General features: G+C 55.8%; 17 protein-coding genes and 1 other annotated feature. Of the genes, 4 read left to right on the top strand and 13 right to left on the bottom strand.

Annotation, left to right across the window (positions count from 1 at the left end; translation table 11 throughout):
* The first annotated feature begins 248 nt into the window (after nucleotides 1-248).
* Entirely contained in the window at nucleotides 249-815 is a 567-nt protein-coding gene (gene satP / locus BFG58_RS16465) for an acetate uptake transporter (RefSeq protein ID WP_032649862.1), read from the top strand.
* Here satP and BFG58_RS16460 read toward each other — a convergent pair.
* The 3 genes from BFG58_RS16460 to tal all read right to left on the bottom strand — a co-directional run bounded on the left by BFG58_RS16460 (nucleotide 792) and on the right by tal (nucleotide 3,888).
* Entirely contained in the window at nucleotides 792-2,114 is a 1,323-nt protein-coding gene (locus BFG58_RS16460) for an MFS transporter (RefSeq protein WP_069720141.1), read from the bottom strand. The two genes, satP and BFG58_RS16460, sit on opposite strands and share 24 nt — an antisense overlap.
* A gap of 122 nt (nucleotides 2,115-2,236) precedes the next feature.
* Nucleotides 2,237-2,824, bottom strand: a complete 588-nt coding sequence (mog, locus tag BFG58_RS16455) for a molybdopterin adenylyltransferase (RefSeq protein WP_008502044.1) — start codon at nucleotides 2,822-2,824, stop codon at nucleotides 2,237-2,239.
* 110 nt (nucleotides 2,825-2,934) lie between these two features.
* Nucleotides 2,935-3,888, bottom strand: coding sequence for a transaldolase (tal, locus tag BFG58_RS16450; protein WP_024907418.1), 954 nt, complete (start codon nucleotides 3,886-3,888; stop codon nucleotides 2,935-2,937).
* Between the two features lie 262 nt (nucleotides 3,889-4,150).
* On the opposite strand from tal, the gene BFG58_RS16445 reads away from it, so the two are divergent.
* Nucleotides 4,151-5,581 (top strand): sodium:alanine symporter family protein, encoded by a 1,431-nt coding sequence (locus BFG58_RS16445; RefSeq protein ID WP_045907759.1) that lies wholly within the window; start codon nucleotides 4,151-4,153, stop codon nucleotides 5,579-5,581.
* A gap of 66 nt (nucleotides 5,582-5,647) precedes the next feature.
* Nucleotides 5,648-6,421: a peroxide stress protein YaaA gene (gene yaaA / locus BFG58_RS16440; RefSeq protein WP_048225595.1), complete on the top strand. Its 774-nt coding sequence runs from the start codon at nucleotides 5,648-5,650 to the stop codon at nucleotides 6,419-6,421.
* Nucleotides 6,422-6,453: 32 nt separating this feature from the next.
* Here yaaA and BFG58_RS16435 read toward each other — a convergent pair whose 3' ends face one another.
* The 7 genes from BFG58_RS16435 to yjjY all read right to left on the bottom strand — a co-directional run bounded on the left by BFG58_RS16435 (nucleotide 6,454) and on the right by yjjY (nucleotide 13,337).
* The gene (locus BFG58_RS16435) at nucleotides 6,454-6,756 is read right to left on the bottom strand and encodes a DUF2502 domain-containing protein (protein WP_045907758.1); all 303 of its coding nucleotides are present in this window, start codon (nucleotides 6,754-6,756) and stop codon (nucleotides 6,454-6,456) included.
* A 310-nt stretch (nucleotides 6,757-7,066) separates the two neighbouring features.
* A complete protein-coding gene (thrC, locus tag BFG58_RS16430; RefSeq protein ID WP_069720140.1) occupies nucleotides 7,067-8,353 on the bottom strand; it encodes a threonine synthase in 1,287 nt (428 codons plus the stop codon).
* 3 nt (nucleotides 8,354-8,356) lie between these two features.
* Nucleotides 8,357-9,286 (bottom strand): homoserine kinase, encoded by a 930-nt coding sequence (thrB, locus tag BFG58_RS16425; protein WP_069720139.1) that lies wholly within the window; start codon nucleotides 9,284-9,286, stop codon nucleotides 8,357-8,359.
* Between the two features lies 1 nt (nucleotide 9,287).
* Nucleotides 9,288-11,750: a bifunctional aspartate kinase/homoserine dehydrogenase I gene (gene thrA / locus BFG58_RS16420; RefSeq protein ID WP_069720138.1), complete on the bottom strand. Its 2,463-nt coding sequence runs from the start codon at nucleotides 11,748-11,750 to the stop codon at nucleotides 9,288-9,290.
* Nucleotides 11,751-11,774: 24 nt separating this feature from the next.
* Nucleotides 11,775-11,892 (bottom strand) — a sequence feature (Thr leader region).
* Nucleotides 11,831-11,899 carry a thr operon leader peptide gene (thrL, locus tag BFG58_RS23460; RefSeq protein WP_015572623.1) on the bottom strand — a complete coding sequence of 23 codons (69 nt, stop codon included), beginning with the start codon at nucleotides 11,897-11,899 and terminating at the stop codon, nucleotides 11,831-11,833. Its footprint overlaps the feature before it by 62 nt.
* Before the next feature lie 211 nt (nucleotides 11,900-12,110).
* On the bottom strand, nucleotides 12,111-12,797 hold the full coding sequence (locus BFG58_RS16415; protein WP_045907754.1) for a tRNA/rRNA methyltransferase: 687 nt from the start codon (nucleotides 12,795-12,797) through the stop codon (nucleotides 12,111-12,113).
* A 399-nt stretch (nucleotides 12,798-13,196) separates the two neighbouring features.
* On the bottom strand, nucleotides 13,197-13,337 hold the full coding sequence (gene yjjY, locus BFG58_RS23915) for a protein YjjY (RefSeq protein WP_085928893.1): 141 nt from the start codon (nucleotides 13,335-13,337) through the stop codon (nucleotides 13,197-13,199).
* A 95-nt stretch (nucleotides 13,338-13,432) separates the two neighbouring features.
* Between yjjY and arcA the strand changes: the two genes are divergently transcribed.
* On the top strand, nucleotides 13,433-14,149 hold the full coding sequence (gene arcA, locus BFG58_RS16410; protein WP_003856501.1) for a two-component system response regulator ArcA: 717 nt from the start codon (nucleotides 13,433-13,435) through the stop codon (nucleotides 14,147-14,149).
* Between the two features lie 46 nt (nucleotides 14,150-14,195).
* Here arcA and creD read toward each other — a convergent pair whose 3' ends face one another.
* The 3 genes from creD to creB are packed head-to-tail and all read right to left on the bottom strand — an operon-like array spanning nucleotide 14,196 to nucleotide 17,718.
* Complete coding sequence (creD, locus tag BFG58_RS16405) at nucleotides 14,196-15,548, bottom strand: cell envelope integrity protein CreD (RefSeq protein ID WP_069720137.1); 1,353 nt, start codon at nucleotides 15,546-15,548, stop codon at nucleotides 14,196-14,198.
* A gap of 56 nt (nucleotides 15,549-15,604) precedes the next feature.
* Complete coding sequence (creC, locus tag BFG58_RS16400; protein WP_048225587.1) at nucleotides 15,605-17,029, bottom strand: two-component system sensor histidine kinase CreC; 1,425 nt, start codon at nucleotides 17,027-17,029, stop codon at nucleotides 15,605-15,607.
* Nucleotides 17,029-17,718 (bottom strand): two-component system response regulator CreB, encoded by a 690-nt coding sequence (gene creB / locus BFG58_RS16395; protein WP_069720136.1) that lies wholly within the window; start codon nucleotides 17,716-17,718, stop codon nucleotides 17,029-17,031. Before creB ends, creC begins: the two co-directional genes overlap by 1 nt.
* Nucleotides 17,719-17,729: the final 11 nt, after the last annotated feature.

Genomic DNA, 17,729 nt, shown 5'->3' with positions numbered 1-17,729 from the left:
AATAAGGGCAGAACGTGCTTTTTCAACTGCCCAGATTTGATTTTTTTCAGGTCCACACACTGCGGTTGACTACAAGATGGGGTCGCGACGGCATCCATCAAGGGGGAATGATAAAAAAAATTTTAATTTCACCCTGATGAGATCATAGACGCCATCGATTGCGCCCATTATGATGCCGCGCCCCGTCAGGGAGAACTGACGCGGGTTTAACCATTTCACCATATTAATGATGATTTTTTTGAGGACTTATGGGCAACACTAAGTTGGCTAATCCGGCTCCGCTGGGCCTGATGGGTTTTGGCATGACCACTATTCTGCTGAACCTGCACAATATCGGGATGTTCCCGATGGATGGCATCATCCTGGCGATGGGCATTTTTTACGGCGGTATCGCGCAAATTTTCGCGGGCCTGCTGGAATATAAAAAAGGCAATACCTTCGGCTTAACCGCCTTCACCTCTTACGGTTCTTTCTGGCTGACCCTGGTTGCCATTCTGCTGCTGCCTAAAATGGGCATGGCAGACGCGGCAAACGCCCACTTCCTGGGCGTTTATCTGGGCCTGTGGGGCATCTTCACCCTGTTCATGTTCTTCGGTACCCTGAAAGGCAACCGCATGCTGCAGTTCGTCTTCCTGAGCCTGACCGTCCTGTTCGCCCTGCTGGCGATTGGTCACCTCGTGGATAACGAAGGCATCGTTCATGTTGCAGGCTGGATTGGTCTGGTTTGCGGCGCGAGCGCTATCTACCTTGCAATGGGTGAAGTGCTGAACGAGCAGTTTGACCGCACCGTGCTACCGATTGGTGAAAAACACTGATCCTTCTGTCGTGTCCGCCTCGCGGGCACGACATCCCTTCTTCTGCCCCAGCCAAATCCCTAATCCCAGCCCCATCACCGACAGCGCCAGCACGTACCAGGCCGGAGCCATGGGAGAAACGCCCATCAGGACCGTCACCGCAATCGGCGTCAGCCCGCCGAAAATGGCATACGACACGTTGTAGGAAAACGAAATCCCGGTAAAGCGAACCTCTGGCGGGAACGCGCGCACCATCACGTACGGTACCGCCCCGACAACGCCCACGCACAGCCCTACCACGCCGTACAGCAGGAACAACTGTTCAGGATGGCTGCCTGCCAGATGGTAAAACGCCCAGCTTGAAGCGGCCAGTAACAGGCTGCCGACAATAAAGGTGACGCTGGCGCCGAAACGATCTGCCGCCAGCCCGGCGGCCAGACAGCCAAAGCAGAGCATGATTGTCGCGATACTGTTTGCCTGTAGCGTCACGGCAGGGGCGAAACCGTACTGCTTTTGCAGCCAGACTGGGGACATCAATATCACTACCACAATGCCCGCCGAGAGCAGCCAGGTGAGCAGCATCGATACCACCACCGCTTTTTTATGGCGTACCACGACCGCCTTCACCGGCAGCTCCTGCGCCAGCGCTTTGCGCTGCTGCATTTCGAGGAAAATGGGGGTCTCCTGCAGCCAGCGGCGCAGGTACATCGCGACCAGACCAAACGCCCCGCCCAGCAAGAACGGAATACGCCAGCCCCAGTCGTGTACGGCCTGCTGCGTCATGCTGGTATTCACAATGGTGGCGACCACCGAGCCGAGCAGGATCCCGACCGTTAGCCCCGCCGTTAAGGTTCCGCAGGCGATACCAATGCGGCGCACGGGAACATGCTCCGCGACAAACACCCACGCGCCCGGCACTTCACCGCCAATCGCCGCCCCCTGCAGGACGCGCATCAGCAACAGCAGCAACGGCGCGAGAATGCCCATCGAGGCATAGGTAGGCAACAGACCAATGGCCAGCGTCGGCACGGCCATCAGCAGGATGCTAAGGGTAAACATCTTCTTACGGCCGACCAGATCGCCAAAGTGGGCCATGATAATGCCGCCCAGCGGACGCGCCAGATACCCGGCGGCAAAAATGCCGAAGGTTTGCACCTGACGCAGCCACTCCGGGATATCTGCCGGGAAGAAGAGTTCCCCCACCACGGCGGCGAAGAAGACGAAGATAATGAAATCGTAAAACTCCAGCGCGCCGCCTAAGGCCGCGAGCGTGAGGGTTTTGTAATCCTGTCGATTCAGAGGTCGGGTGTTATGTGACATAGCGAACCATTATGCGTGTATTGTGGATTTATTTTTACAGCAATCGTAAAGAAAAAATTACTATACCGTAAAACCGTTACCACGCTATCGCCGCTTCAGCTTATGTCACATATTGATTAATTTCAGGAGATTGTTTCGCGACGCGCGTTTTTAGGACGAAAAGCTGCTACCACTTTCTCATCGGTTTCGACATACGGGCCGTCAAGCAACTGTATACAATACGGTACACTTGCAAAGATACCGTGAACGATGACGCTGCCGTCTTCCGCTTTAAGCCCTTCCAGGGTCTCTTTGATCGACTTCGGCTGGCCCGGCAGGTTCAGGATCAACGCCTGCTTGCGGATCACCCCCACCTGGCGGGAAAGAATGGCCGTCGGAACAAAGTGTAGACTGATCTGGCGCATCTGTTCGCCGAAGCCAGGCATTTCACGATCGGCAATCGCCAGCGTCGCGTCCGGCGTCACATCACGGCGTGCGGGGCCGGTTCCGCCGGTGGTTAACACCAGGTGACAGCTCATCTCATCCACCAGCTCACACAGGGTCTGCTCGATGATCGGCTGTTCGTCGGGAATCAGGCGAGTCTGGATCTCAAACGGGGTAGTCAGTGCACTGGCCAGCCACGCTTCCAGAGCGGGGATGCCTTTATCCTGGTAAACACCGCTGGAGGCGCGGTCAGAAATCGACACTAAGCCGATGCGTAAGGTATTCATATCCATTCCATTCAAAGAGTACTGATTAAAGGGAATGATACACGCAGAGAGGGGATTCAGACAGGGGACGAAAGCAGTCGCGTGACCGGGAGCCCGGTCACGCAGAATGATTACAGCAGGTCGCCGATCATTTTTTCCAGTTTGCCCTGGTCAACAGCAAACTTACGGATACCGTCCGCCAGTTTGTCTACCGCCATTGGATCCTGGTTGTGCTGCCACAGGAACTCGGATTCAGTGATGCGCTCTGGGCGTGCTTTCACTTCACCGGTGTAGGACAGTTTACGCTCCAGGGTACCTTCGCTTTCTGCCAGCTCTTTCAGCAGCGCAGGCGCGATGGTCAGGCGGTCACAGCCAGCCAGCTCGATGATTTCACCGACGTTACGGAAGCTTGCGCCCATAACCACAGTCTCATAGCCATGCTGTTTGTAGTATTCGTAGATTTCAGTCACAGAAATCACGCCTGGATCTTCAGCCGGTGCGTACTCTTTCTTATCGGTGTTGGCTTTGTACCAGTCCAGAATACGGCCCACGAACGGAGAAATCAGGTATACGCCCGCTTCTGCACAAGCACGCGCCTGAGCGAAGGAGAACAGCAGGGTCAGGTTACAGTTGATACCGTCTTTTTCCAGCTGCTCTGCAGCGCGAATACCCTGCCAGGTAGAAGCCAGTTTGATCAGGATACGGTCGTTGCTGATGCCCGCGTCGTTGTACATTTTGATCAGACGTTTCGCTTTGGCAATAGACGCTTCGGTGTCGTAGGAGAGACGCGCATCCACTTCGGTAGAGATACGGCCAGGAACCAGTTTCAGGATCTCCAGACCGATGTTCACTGCCAGTTTGTCAGTGGCATCCACAACCTGCTGCGCGCGGTCATTGCTCTGCGCTTTCGCCCAGGTCACTGCGTCGTCAATCAGTTTGCGATACTCAGGGATCTGTGCGGCGTTAAGGATCAGAGAAGGGTTGGTTGTGGCATCCTGCGGCTGGTACAGCTTCATTGCCGCGATATCTCCGGTGTCAGCTACGACAGTGGTGAACTGACGAAGGGAGGTCAATTTATCCGTCATGATAGTGTTTCTCTTTTAACGTGCCCTGGATAATTCACGCTACCGACAGCATGCCTGCAGCGGAAAAATGACAGGTTTACTTGTTAGGGGGATGTAACCGGTCTGCCCTGATGATAACACGACGGAGGGGTAGCGCAACCGCAGACAGTGCGCTTAGGCAGAGTATGATAAACTGGAAATATTAACAGGCTGCTAAGCAACAGCATGCCCAATCAGTGGTAGCGCTTACATATTCACATTGGCATCAACAAGAGGGACGTTAATGCCTGATTTCTTTTTCTTTATTAACGAAGTCCTTTGGGGTTCGATAATGATATACCTGCTTCTGGGAGCAGGGATTTGGTTTACGCTACGCAGTGGGTTTATCCAGTTTCGCTATATTCGCAAGTTTGGCAGAAGTCTGAAAAACAGCGTCACGCCTCAGCCGGGCGGATTAACGTCATTCCAGGCGCTCTGTACCAGCCTCGCGGCTCGCCTCGGCAGCGGCAATCTGGCGGGCGTTGCGCTGGCCATCAGCGCCGGTGGGCCGGGCGCGGTCTTCTGGATGTGGGTGACGGCGCTACTCGGGATGGCCACCTCCTTTGCCGAAAGTTCGCTTGCACAACTCTACAAAGAGAAAGATAAGCACGGCCAGTTTCGCGGTGGTCCAGCCTGGTACATGGCGCGTGGCTTAGGGATGCGCTGGATGGGCGTCCTGTTCTCGGTTTTTTTACTGCTCGCGTACGGTCTTATTTTTAATACCGTCCAGGCGAATTCGGTCGCCAACGCCCTGCGCTATGCCTTCTCCTGCCCCGAGTGGATCGCGGGTCTCGCTTTAGCCCTCGTCGTTCTGCTTACCATCTCGGTCGGTCTCAAGGGCATCGCTCGCCTGATGCAGTGGCTGGTGCCCATTATGGCGCTGCTCTGGGTTGCCGCGAGCCTGTTCGTTGCCGCACTGCATCTCGATCAGGTGCCGGGCGTGATTGCCACCATCGTCAAAAGCGCCTTTGGCTGGCGCGAAGTGGCCTCCGGGGCGCTGGGCTACACCTTCAGCCAGGCGCTGATGGCGGGTTTTCAACGGGGCATGTTCTCCAATGAAGCCGGTATGGGGTCAACCCCCAACGCGGCCGCCGCCGCCTCTTCCTGGCCGCCGCACCCGGCCGCACAAGGCATTGTGCAGATGATTGGCGTCTTTACCGATACCATTATTATCTGTTCCGCCAGCGCCATGATTTTGCTGCTGGCAGGCCCCGTACCGCACGCGTCGGGCACCGTCGGGATACAGCTTCTCCAGCAGGCGCTGGTCAACCTGACCGGCGGCTGGGGAGCCGGATTTGTCTCGCTCATCCTGATCTTGTTTGCCTTCAGCTCGATAGTGGTGAATTACCTTTACGCCGAAAATAACCTTATTTTCCTGAAGCTCGACTCCCGCGCCGCAATCGGAACCCTGCGCCTGGGGGTTATCCTGATGGTGATTGCAGGCTCCCTGCTCAGTATGCCGCTGGTCTGGCAGCTGGCCGATATCATTATGGCGCTGATGGCGATCACTAACCTCACGGCAATCCTGCTGCTCTCGCCCGTGGTGACCCTGATTGCCAGAGACTATCTGCGTCAGCGTAAACTCGGCGTTCCGCCGGTCTTTGATCCCGCCCGCTATCCCGATATCAAGGCGCAGCTTGCCCCCGGCACGTGGGATGATTTGCCGCGGCAATAACAGCTATCGATCAATTCGGGGCGATTTTTTGCTAAAGTCGCTCTAAATTTCCTGCAAGGACTGGATATGCTGATTCTGATTTCACCTGCAAAAACGCTCGACTACCAGAGCCCGCTCGCCACCGAACGCTATACCCAGCCTGAACTGCTGGACTACTCGCAACAGCTGATCCGCGAAGCGCGTAAGCTCTCTGCGCCACAAATCGCCTCGCTGATGAGCATTAGCGACAAGCTGGCAGACCTTAACGCGACCCGCTTTCATGAATGGCATCCGGATTTCACCCCTGCCAACGCTCGTCAGGCGATTCTGGCATTTAAAGGCGACGTGTATACCGGCCTGCAGGCGGAAGATTTTAGCGAAGCCGATTTCGATTTTGCCCAGCAGCATCTGCGCATGCTGTCGGGTCTGTACGGCGTACTGCGCCCGCTGGATCTGATGCAGCCTTATCGTCTGGAGATGGGGATTCGTCTGGAGAATGCCAAAGGCAAAGACCTTTACCATTTCTGGGGCGATATCATCACCGATAAGCTGAATGCGGCGCTGCACGCACAGGGCGATAACGTAGTGATTAACCTGGCGTCCGATGAATATTATAAGTCGGTGAAGCCGAAAAAACTGGATGCCGACATCATCAAGCCGGTATTCCTTGACGAGAAGAACGGTAAGTTCAAAGTGATCAGCTTCTACGCCAAGAAAGCGCGTGGCCTGATGAGCCGCTACATCATTCAGAACCGCCTGACGAAGCCGGAGCAGCTAACCGCCTTCAACAGCGAAGGCTATTTCTTTGACGAGGCGTCGTCAGGGAAAGGCGAACTGGTGTTTAAGCGCCACGAGCAGTAAAAACAAACCCCGCCAGCTGGCGGGGTTTTGCATTAGTGGTGTTTCCAGTCCGGGCCGCGATCGTCGCGGCGGTCATCGTGGTGATGGTCATCGTGACGATCGTCGTGTTTACGATGCTCATCATGTGGGCGCCAGTGGTTATCGCGCCAGTCATAATGCGCTTTCCACCAGTCGTGGTCGCGCCAGCGGCCGCCGTCCCAGTAATGCCCGTTATTATCCCGGTCGCCAATCTGCAGTTTGACCGCGGGTACGAGGGTGATTTCGGATGCCTGTACCGCCATGGGAGCGACCAGCATCAGTGAAAGCGCAATCAGCACAGGTTTCAGTGTAGACATCGGTGACTCCTTATTATCTTTGCCCAACGTGGGCCGATGTAAGGAGAGTACGCGAGGGGAACGGGGGATGTTATTCTCTGCAATCCTAAACGCTAAGTGACCGCATTTATTGGGAATTTCTACTTTTTCCCTGCTATTTTTCTCCTTAATTTCTCCATAAAAAAAGCCGGGTGGCGCTTCGCTTACCCGGCCTACGATTTGTTCGTCGTTGTAGGCCCGGTAAGGCATAGCCGCCACCGGGCAACACAATCACGCACGCGTCATCATTGGTTGTAGGTCGGGTAAAGCGTAGCCGCCACCCGACAAAAAATCATGCGCGAGACATCATCAGCTTACGCAGCGCGGCAAAGTCTGCCGGCAGCTCATGAGACAACAGCGGCAGGTCGGCACGCTCGGCCAGCTCTTTTGGCAGCGGCAGCGTTTCGCCCAGAATCGCCTCCACGCTCTCTTTGAACTTCGCCGGATGTGCGGTTCCCAGGAACAGGCCGTATTCACCCGGATTAAGCTGATCGCGCAGCGCGCGGTAGGCGATCGCCGCGTGCGGTTCAGAGGTATACCCCACCGCCTTCAGCTCGCGCATGGTGGATTTGGTGGTCTCATCCGTCACCGCGGCATAGCCCAGGTCACCCAGGCGCCAGATCTTACGGCGGAACAGCTCTTCCACGCGCGGCCAGTTGTTTGGCTGTGACACATCCATCGCATTGGAGAGGGTCGCCTGCGTGGCGTTCGGCGCCCACTTCCCGTCTTTCAGGAAGCGCGGCACGGTGTCGTTGGCATTGGTGGCGGCGATAAAGCGTTTCACCGGCAGACCCAGGGATTTTGCCAGCAGGCCCGCCGTCAGGTCACCGAAGTTACCGCTCGGCACGGAGATCACCAGCTGGTTGCGCGCTTCCTGCGGCAGTTGCGCCACCGCTTCGAAGTAGTAGCAGATCTGCGCCAGCAGACGGCTGATGTTGATGGAGTTGGCGGAGTTCAGACCCAGCGCCACCTTCAGCTCTTCGTCGTCGAAGGCCTGCTTGACCAGCGCCTGGCAGGCATCGAAATCACCGTCAATTGCCACGGTTTCAATGTTGCCGCCGAGGGTGCAGAACAGTTTCTCCTGCAGCGGGCTGATTTTACCTTTCGGATAGAGGATCACCACGCGGACGTTTTTCAGGCCGTAGAACGCATGGGCTACCGCCGCGCCGGTATCGCCGGAGGTTGCGGTCAGGATGGTCACCGGCTTGTCGCCGCTGATGTGGGTCAGCATCTGCGCCATAAAGCGGCCGCCGAAGTCTTTGAACGCCAGGGTTGGGCCGTGGAACAGCTCCAGACAGCCGACGTCAGGCTCAACCTGCTGAACCGGCGCCGGGAACGCGAATGCCGCGCGTACGCGCTCTTCCAGCAGCTCCTGCGGAATTTCATCGCCGATAAACGCGGACAGAATTTTGGTGCTGCGGGTGACAAAATCCTGCTTCAGCAGGTCATCAATCTCGGTCAGCTGGAATTCCGGCAGGTCATGAGGGAAAAACAGCCCCTGATTTTTGCCCAGTCCCTGAGTCACCGCCTGCGCGAAGCTGACCTGCTCGTTATGATCTTTAAGGTTGTAGAGTTTCATTAATTATCCCAGTACTCGTGCGCCAGCCGTGTCCAGACGGCAAATATGAACAAAGCCTTCCTGATTTTGCAGGTAGTGTTTAGAGAGCCAGTCCGCCACGCGCTGCGCAGTGTCTGCCTTGTCGCACAGGGCGAACAGCGTCGGGCCGGAGCCGGAGATGCCGCACGCCTGCGCGCCGATATCCATTGATGCCTGTCGCGCCTCGTTAAAGCCGGGCAGCAGCTTCGTGCGGTACGGCTCGGCAATGACGTCCTTCATCAGTTTGGCCGCCAGTTGCGGCTGGCGGGTGTAGCAGGCGTGGATAAAGCCCGCCAGATGACGCCCGTGGGCAATACAGTCCTGACGACGATACTGCGCGGGCAGGATCGCACGCGCTTCCGCGGTTGAAACCTTGATACCCGGATAGGCCAGCACCCACAGCCACTCATCAAACCCTGGCACCTGCTGGCTGATGATGCCATTTTCTTCGATCATCAACTGCATGCCGCCGAGGAAGCACGGCGCCACGTTGTCATAGTGAATGCTGCCGGAGATACGCCCTTCCAGCTCGCCCATTAAGCCCAGCAGGCGATTGTTGTTCAGCGGCTTGCCGCAGTGCTCGTTTATTGCTACCAGCGCGGCGACCACCGAGCAGGCGCTGGACCCCAGACCCGAGCCGATCGGCATACTCTTTTCCAGCGTCATGGCGACCGGCACGTTTTTGCCGATCTCCTGACAGAAGCGTTCCCAGCACTGATAAACGATATTTTCGCGCGGCTCAGACGGCAGTTTACTGGCGAAGCGGCCCACGTTATTCAGGCTGAAGCTGTCTGCCGCTTTCACCGTCACCGTATCACCCAGCAGCGAACCATCCACCGGCGTCACCGCCGCACCCAGCACGTCAAATCCGACGCTCATATTCGCGCTGGAAGCCGGGGCATAAACTTTGACCATGTTAAACTCCTAACTTCCATGACAGGGTACGCAGCAGATCGGCAAACACACCCGCCGCCGTAACATCGTTCCCTGCGCCATAGCCGCGAAGCACCAGCGGCAGTGGCTGATAATAGTGGCTGTAAAACGCGAGGGCGTTTTCGCCGTTTTTGACTTTGTACAGCGGGTCGTTGCCATCCACTTCGGCAATCTTCACCCGGCACACGCCATCTTCTTCAATGTTGCCAACATAGCGCAATACCTTACCTTCATCACGGGCTTTTGCAACGCGAGCGGCAAACGCGTCGTCAAGCTGCGGCAACCTGGCCATAAAGGCGCCAACATCGCCGCTGCTGTCAAATTCTGCCGGCAGAACCGGTTCAATCACGATATCGGAAAGCTCAAGCTCACGGCCCGTTTCGCGGGCGAGGATCAGCAGCTTGCGCGCCACGTCCATACCGGAAAGGTCGTCACGCGGATCCGGCTCGGTATAGCCCAGCTCGCGCGCAGCGCGGGTGGCTTCCGAGAGGCTCATCCCCTCATCCAGCTTGCCGAAGATAAACGACAGCGAGCCGGAGAGAATGCCGGAGAAACGCTGCAGTTCGTCGCCCGCGTTAAGCAGGTTCTGCAGGTTCTCGATAACCGGCAGGCCCGCCCCCACGTTGGTGTCGTACAGGAACTTGCGGCGCGACTTGCTCGCCGCCAGACGCAGCTGGTGATAGTAATCCATCGACGAGGTGTTGGCCTTTTTATTCGGCGTCACCACGTGGAAACCTTCACGCAGGAAGTCCGCGTACTGGTCGGCCACCGCCTGGTTCGAGGTGCAGTCGACGATGACCGGGTTAAGCAGGTGATACTCTTTTACCAGACGGATCAGGCGACCCAGGTTGAACGGCTCTTTTGCCTCCTTCATCTCGGCCTGCCAGTTTTCCAGGTTCAGGCCGTGGACGTTGGTCAGCAGCGCTTTGGAATTCGCGATCCCGCAGACGCGCAGGTCGATGTGTTTCTTCTTCAGCCACGCCTGCTGGCGCTTCACCTGCTCCAGGAGCGCGCCGCCCACGCCACCCACGCCAATCAGGAACAGCTCGATGACCTGATCGGTGTTGAACAGCATCTGGTGAACCACGCGAACGCCGGTGGTGGCATCGTCGTTATCGACGACAACAGAAATTGAACGCTCTGACGAGCCCTGGGCAATCGCCACGATATTGATATTGGCGCGCGCCAGCGCGGCAAAGAATTTGGCGGAGATACCGCGCAGGGTGCGCATACCGTCGCCTACTACGGAGATGATCGCCAGACGCTCCTGAATCGCGAGCGGCTCCAGCAGCTCTTCTTTCAGCTCCAGATAGAACTCTTCCTCCAGCGCGCGGCGGGCGCGCAGGCAGTCAGCCTGCGGCACGCAGAAGCTGATGCTGTATTCGGAAGAGGACTGGGTGATCAGCACCACCGAAATACCGTTGCGGGACATGGCCGCAAACACGCGCGCCGCCATGCCGACCATTCCTTTCATCCCCGGACCGGAGACGCTGAACATCGCCATATTGTTGAGGTTGGAGATGCCTTTCACCGGCAGACCGTCCTCATCGGTGCTCGCGCCAATCAGCGTACCCGGCGCCTGCGGGTTACCGGTATTTTTAATCAGGCAAGGGATCTGGAACTGGGCAATCGGGGAGATGGTACGCGGGTGAAGCACTTTGGCGCCGAAGTAGGAAAGCTCCATCGCTTCCTGGTACGACATCGACTTCAGCAGCCTGGCGTCCGGTACCTGGCGCGGGTCGCAGGTATAGACGCCGTCGACGTCAGTCCAAATCTCGCAACAGTCCGCACGTAAGCAGGCAGCCAGCACGGCGGCGGAGTAGTCGGAGCCGTTACGGCCCAACACCACCAGCTCGCCCTTCTCGTTACCGGCGGTAAAGCCCGCCATCAGGATCATGTGGTCAGACGGAATTTTGCTGGCGGCGATACGGCGGGTTGATTCGGCAATATCAACGGTGGATTCGAGGTAGTGGCCCACCGCCAGCAGTTTTTCAACGGGATCGATCACGGTCACGCTATGGCCGCGCGCTTCCAGCACGCCCGCCATGATGGCGATAGAGAGTTTTTCACCGCGACAAATCAGCGCCGCGTTGATGCTGTCCGGGCACTGGCCGAGGAGGCTGATGCCGTGCAGGACATGTTTAATTTGCGCGAATTCCTGCTCAACGAAGGACTTCAGCTGCGCATGCGGGAAGCCAGGCAGCGCCTCTGCCAGCCCATGCAGTAAGTCAGCGAAGATACGCTCTGCGTCGCTGATGTTCGGAAGTGCATCCTGACCACCGATGGTCTTTTCAATCATCGCCACCAGATGGTTCGTGATTTTTGCCGGGGCAGAGAGCACGGTCGCAACCTGCCCCTGCCTGGCGTTGCTTTCCAGGATATCGGCAACACGCAGAAAACGTTCTGCATTTGCCACTGATGTACCGCCGAACTTCAACACTCGCATGGTTCTACCTCGTTTCCTTTAGCCGAAAAAAAAGCCCGCACTGTCTAGGTGCGGGCTTTTTTCTGTTTTTCCTGTACGCGTCAGCCCGCATCGTTACCTGTGGTAATGATGATGGTTGTGGTAATGGTGGTGATGCTGATGCGTTTCATGGATGTTGTGTACTCTGTCATTATTATCTGTCTGTGCTGTATTCTTTTAGGGTTAAAGGATCGGGCACCTTAAGTCAACGAATTTTTAATTTGATCACAATTCGGGAGACTCTCACGTCCCGCTGTGTGCAGATTTATTTTCATCCGATTCCCCCATGTGCAACCCATCCAGACAGACTTATTCGCCATAGTAAAAACTTATGGCAGTGTTTTACTCGGCCAATTTTTTTTCAATATCGTGTAGCAAACGGTGCAGCATGGCGGTGTCCCGCTGTTCAAGACGCCCCAAACGCTGCTGCAACCAGTCAGCCATTTTTTGATCGTCCGCCACCCCCAGATGCACGAGCAGGTTTTCTACGCGCGCGCGAAGTGCGGCAAGCTGATTTTCATCGGTTCCTGTATTTTGCGACGGGGGAATTTGTATTAAGGATGCTAATTGATAGCAATACACCATGACCGCCTGGCCTAAATTGAGGGACGGATAATCCGCGACCATCGGTGCCCCCGTCAGCACGTCCGCCAGTTCCAGCTCTTCATTGGTTAATCCAGAATCTTCACGCCCAAACACCAGCGCCGCTTTCTCCAGCCACTGGCTTTTCTCGCTGAGCATCGGCACCAGCTCCGCTGGCGTGGCATAGTAGTGGAACTTCGCCCGGCTGCGCGCCGTGGTTGCGACGGTAAACGAAATATCGTGCAGCGCATCGGCAAGCGTAGCGTAAGTGGTTATATTATCGAGAATATCTCCCGATCCGTGCGCCACCCAACGGGCGGCGGGTTCCAGATGGGCCGTGCTGTCCACAATACGCAAATCGGTAAAACCCATGGTCTTCATGGCACGCGCCGCTGCGCCTATATTTTCTGCTCTGGCTGGGGCAACCAGTACAATCGACAGATGCATTTATGCTCTCTTTTTAATCAGTTAGCCGGTAAAAATGTGATGCACTTCAACATATTACGCAGCGCGAATTTACAAAATTGCAACACAAATCACCGAAATAGCGTTTCATAACAAATTAAAAACGCTAAACTATTCTGTGTCTGAACAATCAGTTAGAATGTTAACAGAACACTATTATCCTTATGTTTTATAATGATAATAGCGACATGAATACCCTATTCTGATTGGATTCGCTTCGTTTATAAATCAATGTCCGCAACTAGTTGGTTTATTGAAAAATTGTGACAAAGGCTAGCATTCGGCTACGATGATTTCATCAAACTGTTAACGTGCTACAATTGAACTTGATATATGTCAACGAAGCGTAGTTTTATTGGGTGTCTGGTGTCACTTAGCCTGTTATGTTGCTGTTAAAATGGTTAGGATGACAGCCGTTTTTGACACTGTCGGGTCCAAAGGGAAAGTACCCAAGACCAAGCTAATGATGTTGTTGACGTTGATGGAAAGTGCATCAAGAACGCAATTACGTACTTTAGTCACGTTAAGCCGATCATGTTAATTTGCGACATGCATCAGGCAGGTCAGGGACTTTTGTACTTCCTGTTTCGATTTAGTTGGCAATTTAGGTAGCAAACATGCAGACCCCGCACATTCTTATCGTTGAAGACGAGTTGGTAACACGCAACACGTTAAAGAGCATTTTCGAAGCAGAAGGCTACGATGTCTTTGAAGCGACCGATGGCGCAGAGATGCATCAGATCCTTTCTGAAAATGATATCAACCTGGTGATCATGGATATCAACCTGCCGGGCAAAAACGGTCTTCTTCTGGCGCGCGAACTGCGCGAGCAGGCGAACGTCGCGTTAATGTTCCTGACGGGCCGTGATAACGAAGTTGATAAAATTCTTGGCCTGGAAATCGGTGCGGATGATTACATCACCAAGCCGTTCAACCCTCGCGAGTTAACCATTCGTGCACGCAACCTGCTGTCCCGTACCATGAACCTGGGCACGGTCAGCGAAGAGCGTCGTAGCGTCGATAGCTACAAATTCAACGGCTGGGAACTTGATATCAATAGCCGTTCGCTGATTAGCCCGAACGGCGAGCAGTATAAACTGCCGCGCAGTGAATTCCGCGCGATGCTGCACTTCTGCGAAAACCCGGGCAAGATCCAGTCCCGTGCAGAGCTGCTGAAGAAAATGACCGGCCGTGAGCTGAAGCCGCACGACCGTACCGTAGACGTCACCATCCGTCGTATTCGTAAGCACTTCGAATCTACGCCAGATACGCCGGAAATCATCGCCACGATCCACGGCGAAGGGTACCGTTTCTGCGGTGACCTGCAGGAGTAATCCCGCAGTTAACGCATTAAAAAACGGCGCATTTGCGCCGTTTTTTTTATTTCCAGATCCGCATCGTGTCGTTATCAGGCTCTGCCGGAGGTTCAGGCCGCTTTGGCTGAGAAAGCGAGTACCAGTCGAAATGCCGGGTCAGGTACATCACGGCAAACAGCGCCAGCGCGAGAACCGCTGACCCCAACAGCAACGCGCTGTCCTCCGAGCGCAGCAGGAACCACATCACGACATCCAGCCCGAGTAGCGCCAGCACAAACAGCCCGCTGCGCTTCCAGCTTTTCATCACGGCCTGCAGGTACATTACGTTCATCGCTGCACCAACCAGACTTGCAACGACCCAGGCGGGCGTAAACCCGACGTGTTCAGACAGCGCCAGCAGCACCAGATAGAACAGGACCAGCGACAGCCCCACCAGCAGATACTGCATCGGGTGAAGGCGTAATCCGGTTAAGGTTTCGAAGACAAAGAAGGCCATAAACGTCAGCGCAATCAGCAAAATGGCGTACTTGATCGCACGGTCAGTCAGTTGATACTGATCGGCAGGCGTGGCTACCGTAACGCTAAAAGCAGGGATTGATTCCCACTCTGGCGACTCACTGCCGTTAAACCAGCTCTCAAGATTGTTCGCAAACCAGCTGCTCTGCCAGTTCGCCTGAAAACCAGAATCACCAATTTTATGTTTCACCGGCAGATAGTTACCCATAAAACCCGGATGAGGCCAGTTGCTGTTGAGCGTCATTTCACTGTTGCGTCCCACAGGAACCACGGCAAAACTCCCCGTTCCGGCCAGATTCAGAGACATCTCCAGGGCAAACGTTTTTGACTCCAGCGTTTTGTCAGTCAGCGGAATATGAATACCGGAAAGCGCACCATACACACCCGACCCAGGCTCGACGCTCAACGCCTCGCCATTGATGCTGGAGACTTTCACCGTGCCAATGCCCCGCGCATCCCCCACGCCGACAACGATAAACGGTTGCCCAAGGGTCATCGTTTCCCCTTTAAGCTGCGCCATTTTCTCGGTGCTGAACCGCACTTTTATCCTGAGATCGGTGTTCCAGATTTGTCCGTCATAGATCCCGATATTTCGGGACTCAACGTGCTGGCTACCTTCAACAACCAGAGACTCCGGCAGAATAAAATGCATATAGCTTTTCTTGTACTCGACTTTCTTCTCATCCTCTACCTTGTAAAAAATCTCCGTTACCGGGATAGCAATCAGCGGCCCGACCAGTTTTTGCGGCCCGCTGGTACTCTGACGCAGCGTATTTTCAACATCGTTGCGGTAGCTCTCTCGCTCTGATATCAGGTTACTGACCATAAAAAGCGGGACTAACAACAGCAGGATGCACCCCAGAAGGGTGCTAACTTTCCAGAACAGGGGGGATTTCATCATTACGTCTCCTTTGTGATGAGGAGAGCGTAACCAGGCTATGTGGGGCCAGTTTGAAGTTATGTGAAGGGACGGTGAAGTCTCAGCGTGGCCATCACGCCACCTTCATCACGATTACGCAATGTAATCTCTCCCTGATGCAGACGCGCCACCTCCTGAACAAACGCCAGCCCGAGCCCGCTGCTCTTTAACCCGTTCTCGCGCGGAAGGGAATAAAAGCGCTCAAAAATACGCTCCAGCGCGTAATCCGGGATCCCGCTTCCGCTGTCGGTGACGATCAGCTCTACCTGCCTGCGATCTTCCCGGGCCGCCAGCGCAATGGCGCCACCCTGCGGGGTGAAATCGATAGCGTTATCCAGCAAATTGCCGAGCGCCTGTTCGAGAAGGTCGGGATCGCCCGCCACATAAAGCGATGTCGGCTGAAGGGTCAGCACAATTTCTTTCGCTGCCAACAGCGTCGCTCGCGCGTCTGCAAGCCGAGTGAAGAGCGAGTCAACGCTGACAGCTTCAGGCGTAATCTCGACACGATTTTCAAGCCGCGCCTGAGTGAGCAGCTTTTCAACCAGCGACTGCATGCGCGCATTTTGCACCAGAATATTATCGATAAACCGCGCGGCAACCTGCGGCGGCGGCTGCTCGGAGAGAATTTCTGCCGCGCCGCGTATGGCGGCAATCGGGCTTTTCAGCTCGTGGGTCAACGCATGGACATAGCGTTCAATGTAGTTTTTCCCTTCAAGGCGGATACGCATATTTTCCAGCGCCTGTGCCAGCTTTTGCAGCTCGCTACTGCCTGGATTAGGCAATGGGAGAGGCGTATCGGTGGTTACCGAGTCGGCATAGCGCGATAACGTACCAATAGATCGATTGATCCACCACGCCACCGCCAAGCCAATCAGCAGGGCAATGCCGAGCAGCGCACCGCCTGCCCACAATATCCGTCGCTCGCTGCGGTGAATCACCGGAGCCATCGCGCTGTTCGGTTTCCCCACCGACAGCACGCCGATTATCTTGCCCTGATCCACAACCGGTGCGGCAACATACATCACCGTGCTTTCCGGATCGTCTGGATGGCTCTGGGTACTGCGCGCGCCGTATTCGCCGCGAAGCGTCAGCCAGACATCATTCCAGCGCGAGTAATCTTTTCCCACGGCCAGACCAGCGGAATCAAACACGACCCTGCCCTGCGCATCGGTCATGTAGACGTGATACTCGTTACGCACTTTATGAATACCGCCAATATTGGCGCGAAATGGGCGCTGATGAAGCTGAGAAAAGGCCTGTGCAAGCTTGCCCTGCTGCGCGTGACCCGAAAGCAAATCATCACGTCCGATTTCGGCCAACAGGGTCGCGGTATCGATTAATGTGCCCTCGGTTGCCCTGCGCACGCCGGGCTTCACCTCCTGAACAAAGATCGACAGCACGAACCACGCGGCGATGGCGACGATCAGGAAATACCCCAGCAGCAACCGCATCCCAATGCGCATCAGTAAAGGCCCAGACTGTAGCCCATACCGCGATGGGTGCTGATGGGGGACAGTTCCTCGTTCACCGCCCGCAGCTTGGCGCGCAGGGTTTTGATGTGGGTGTCCACGGTACGATCGAAACTGTCGCCGTCTTCACCCCACACCTTGTCCATGAGCTGCTGACGCGAAAAGACCCGACCGGGTGCCTGTAACAAGGTTTTGAGCAGCAAGAATTCGTAGCGGGTCAGGGGCAATGTTTCCCCGCACCAGCTGATTCGCGCGGCAGGCTCGTTCAGTTCAAACTGCCCGATACGCAACGTTTCTGAGGGTGCGGCGGATTTTTGCATGCGCCGTAAAACAGTCCGAACCCGCGCGCAGACTTCACGAGGGGAGAAAGGTTTCGCAACGTAGTCATCAGCGCCCATTTCCAGGCCAAGCAGCTTGTCGACTTCATCACTGCGCGCCGTCAGAAACAGCACAGGCAGCGAGGGATGCTGCGCCAGCAGCCGACGGCAAAGCTCAAACCCGCTGATGTCCGGCAATCCGACATCCAGAATGGCGAGCGCTGGAACCTGCCGCCGCGCCTCCTCCAGCACGGGTAAACCGCGTTCAAACGCCTTTACCGCGAATCCTTCCTGCTGAAGCATGTAGATCAGCGTATCGGCGATACTGGTTTCGTCTTCAACCAGCCAGACCACAGGTTGTTGCATGATTCATCCCT

Origin of the sequence: Enterobacter sp. ku-bf2 (genome assembly GCF_001742765.1) — a bacterium.
Lineage (GTDB): Bacteria > Pseudomonadota > Gammaproteobacteria > Enterobacterales > Enterobacteriaceae > Enterobacter > Enterobacter quasiroggenkampii.
Note: the sequence above shows the minus strand (reverse complement) of the source record. Positions and strands in the feature narration are given on the sequence as shown.

Coding starts and splice junctions, on each gene's coding strand:
- satP (WP_032649862.1), top strand. CDS start 249: ATGGGCAACACTAAGTTGGCTAATCCGGCTCCGCTGGGCCTGATGGGT.
- BFG58_RS16460 (WP_069720141.1), bottom strand. CDS start 2,114: ATGTCACATAACACCCGACCTCTGAATCGACAGGATTACAAAACCCTC.
- mog (WP_008502044.1), bottom strand. CDS start 2,824: ATGAATACCTTACGCATCGGCTTAGTGTCGATTTCTGACCGCGCCTCC.
- tal (WP_024907418.1), bottom strand. CDS start 3,888: ATGACGGATAAATTGACCTCCCTTCGTCAGTTCACCACTGTCGTAGCT.
- BFG58_RS16445 (WP_045907759.1), top strand. CDS start 4,151: ATGCCTGATTTCTTTTTCTTTATTAACGAAGTCCTTTGGGGTTCGATA.
- yaaA (WP_048225595.1), top strand. CDS start 5,648: ATGCTGATTCTGATTTCACCTGCAAAAACGCTCGACTACCAGAGCCCG.
- BFG58_RS16435 (WP_045907758.1), bottom strand. CDS start 6,756: ATGTCTACACTGAAACCTGTGCTGATTGCGCTTTCACTGATGCTGGTC.
- thrC (WP_069720140.1), bottom strand. CDS start 8,353: ATGAAACTCTACAACCTTAAAGATCATAACGAGCAGGTCAGCTTCGCG.
- thrB (WP_069720139.1), bottom strand. CDS start 9,286: ATGGTCAAAGTTTATGCCCCGGCTTCCAGCGCGAATATGAGCGTCGGA.
- thrA (WP_069720138.1), bottom strand. CDS start 11,750: ATGCGAGTGTTGAAGTTCGGCGGTACATCAGTGGCAAATGCAGAACGT.
- BFG58_RS16415 (WP_045907754.1), bottom strand. CDS start 12,797: ATGCATCTGTCGATTGTACTGGTTGCCCCAGCCAGAGCAGAAAATATA.
- arcA (WP_003856501.1), top strand. CDS start 13,433: ATGCAGACCCCGCACATTCTTATCGTTGAAGACGAGTTGGTAACACGC.
- creD (WP_069720137.1), bottom strand. CDS start 15,548: ATGATGAAATCCCCCCTGTTCTGGAAAGTTAGCACCCTTCTGGGGTGC.
- creC (WP_048225587.1), bottom strand. CDS start 17,029: ATGCGCATTGGGATGCGGTTGCTGCTGGGGTATTTCCTGATCGTCGCC.
- creB (WP_069720136.1), bottom strand. CDS start 17,718: ATGCAACAACCTGTGGTCTGGCTGGTTGAAGACGAAACCAGTATCGCC.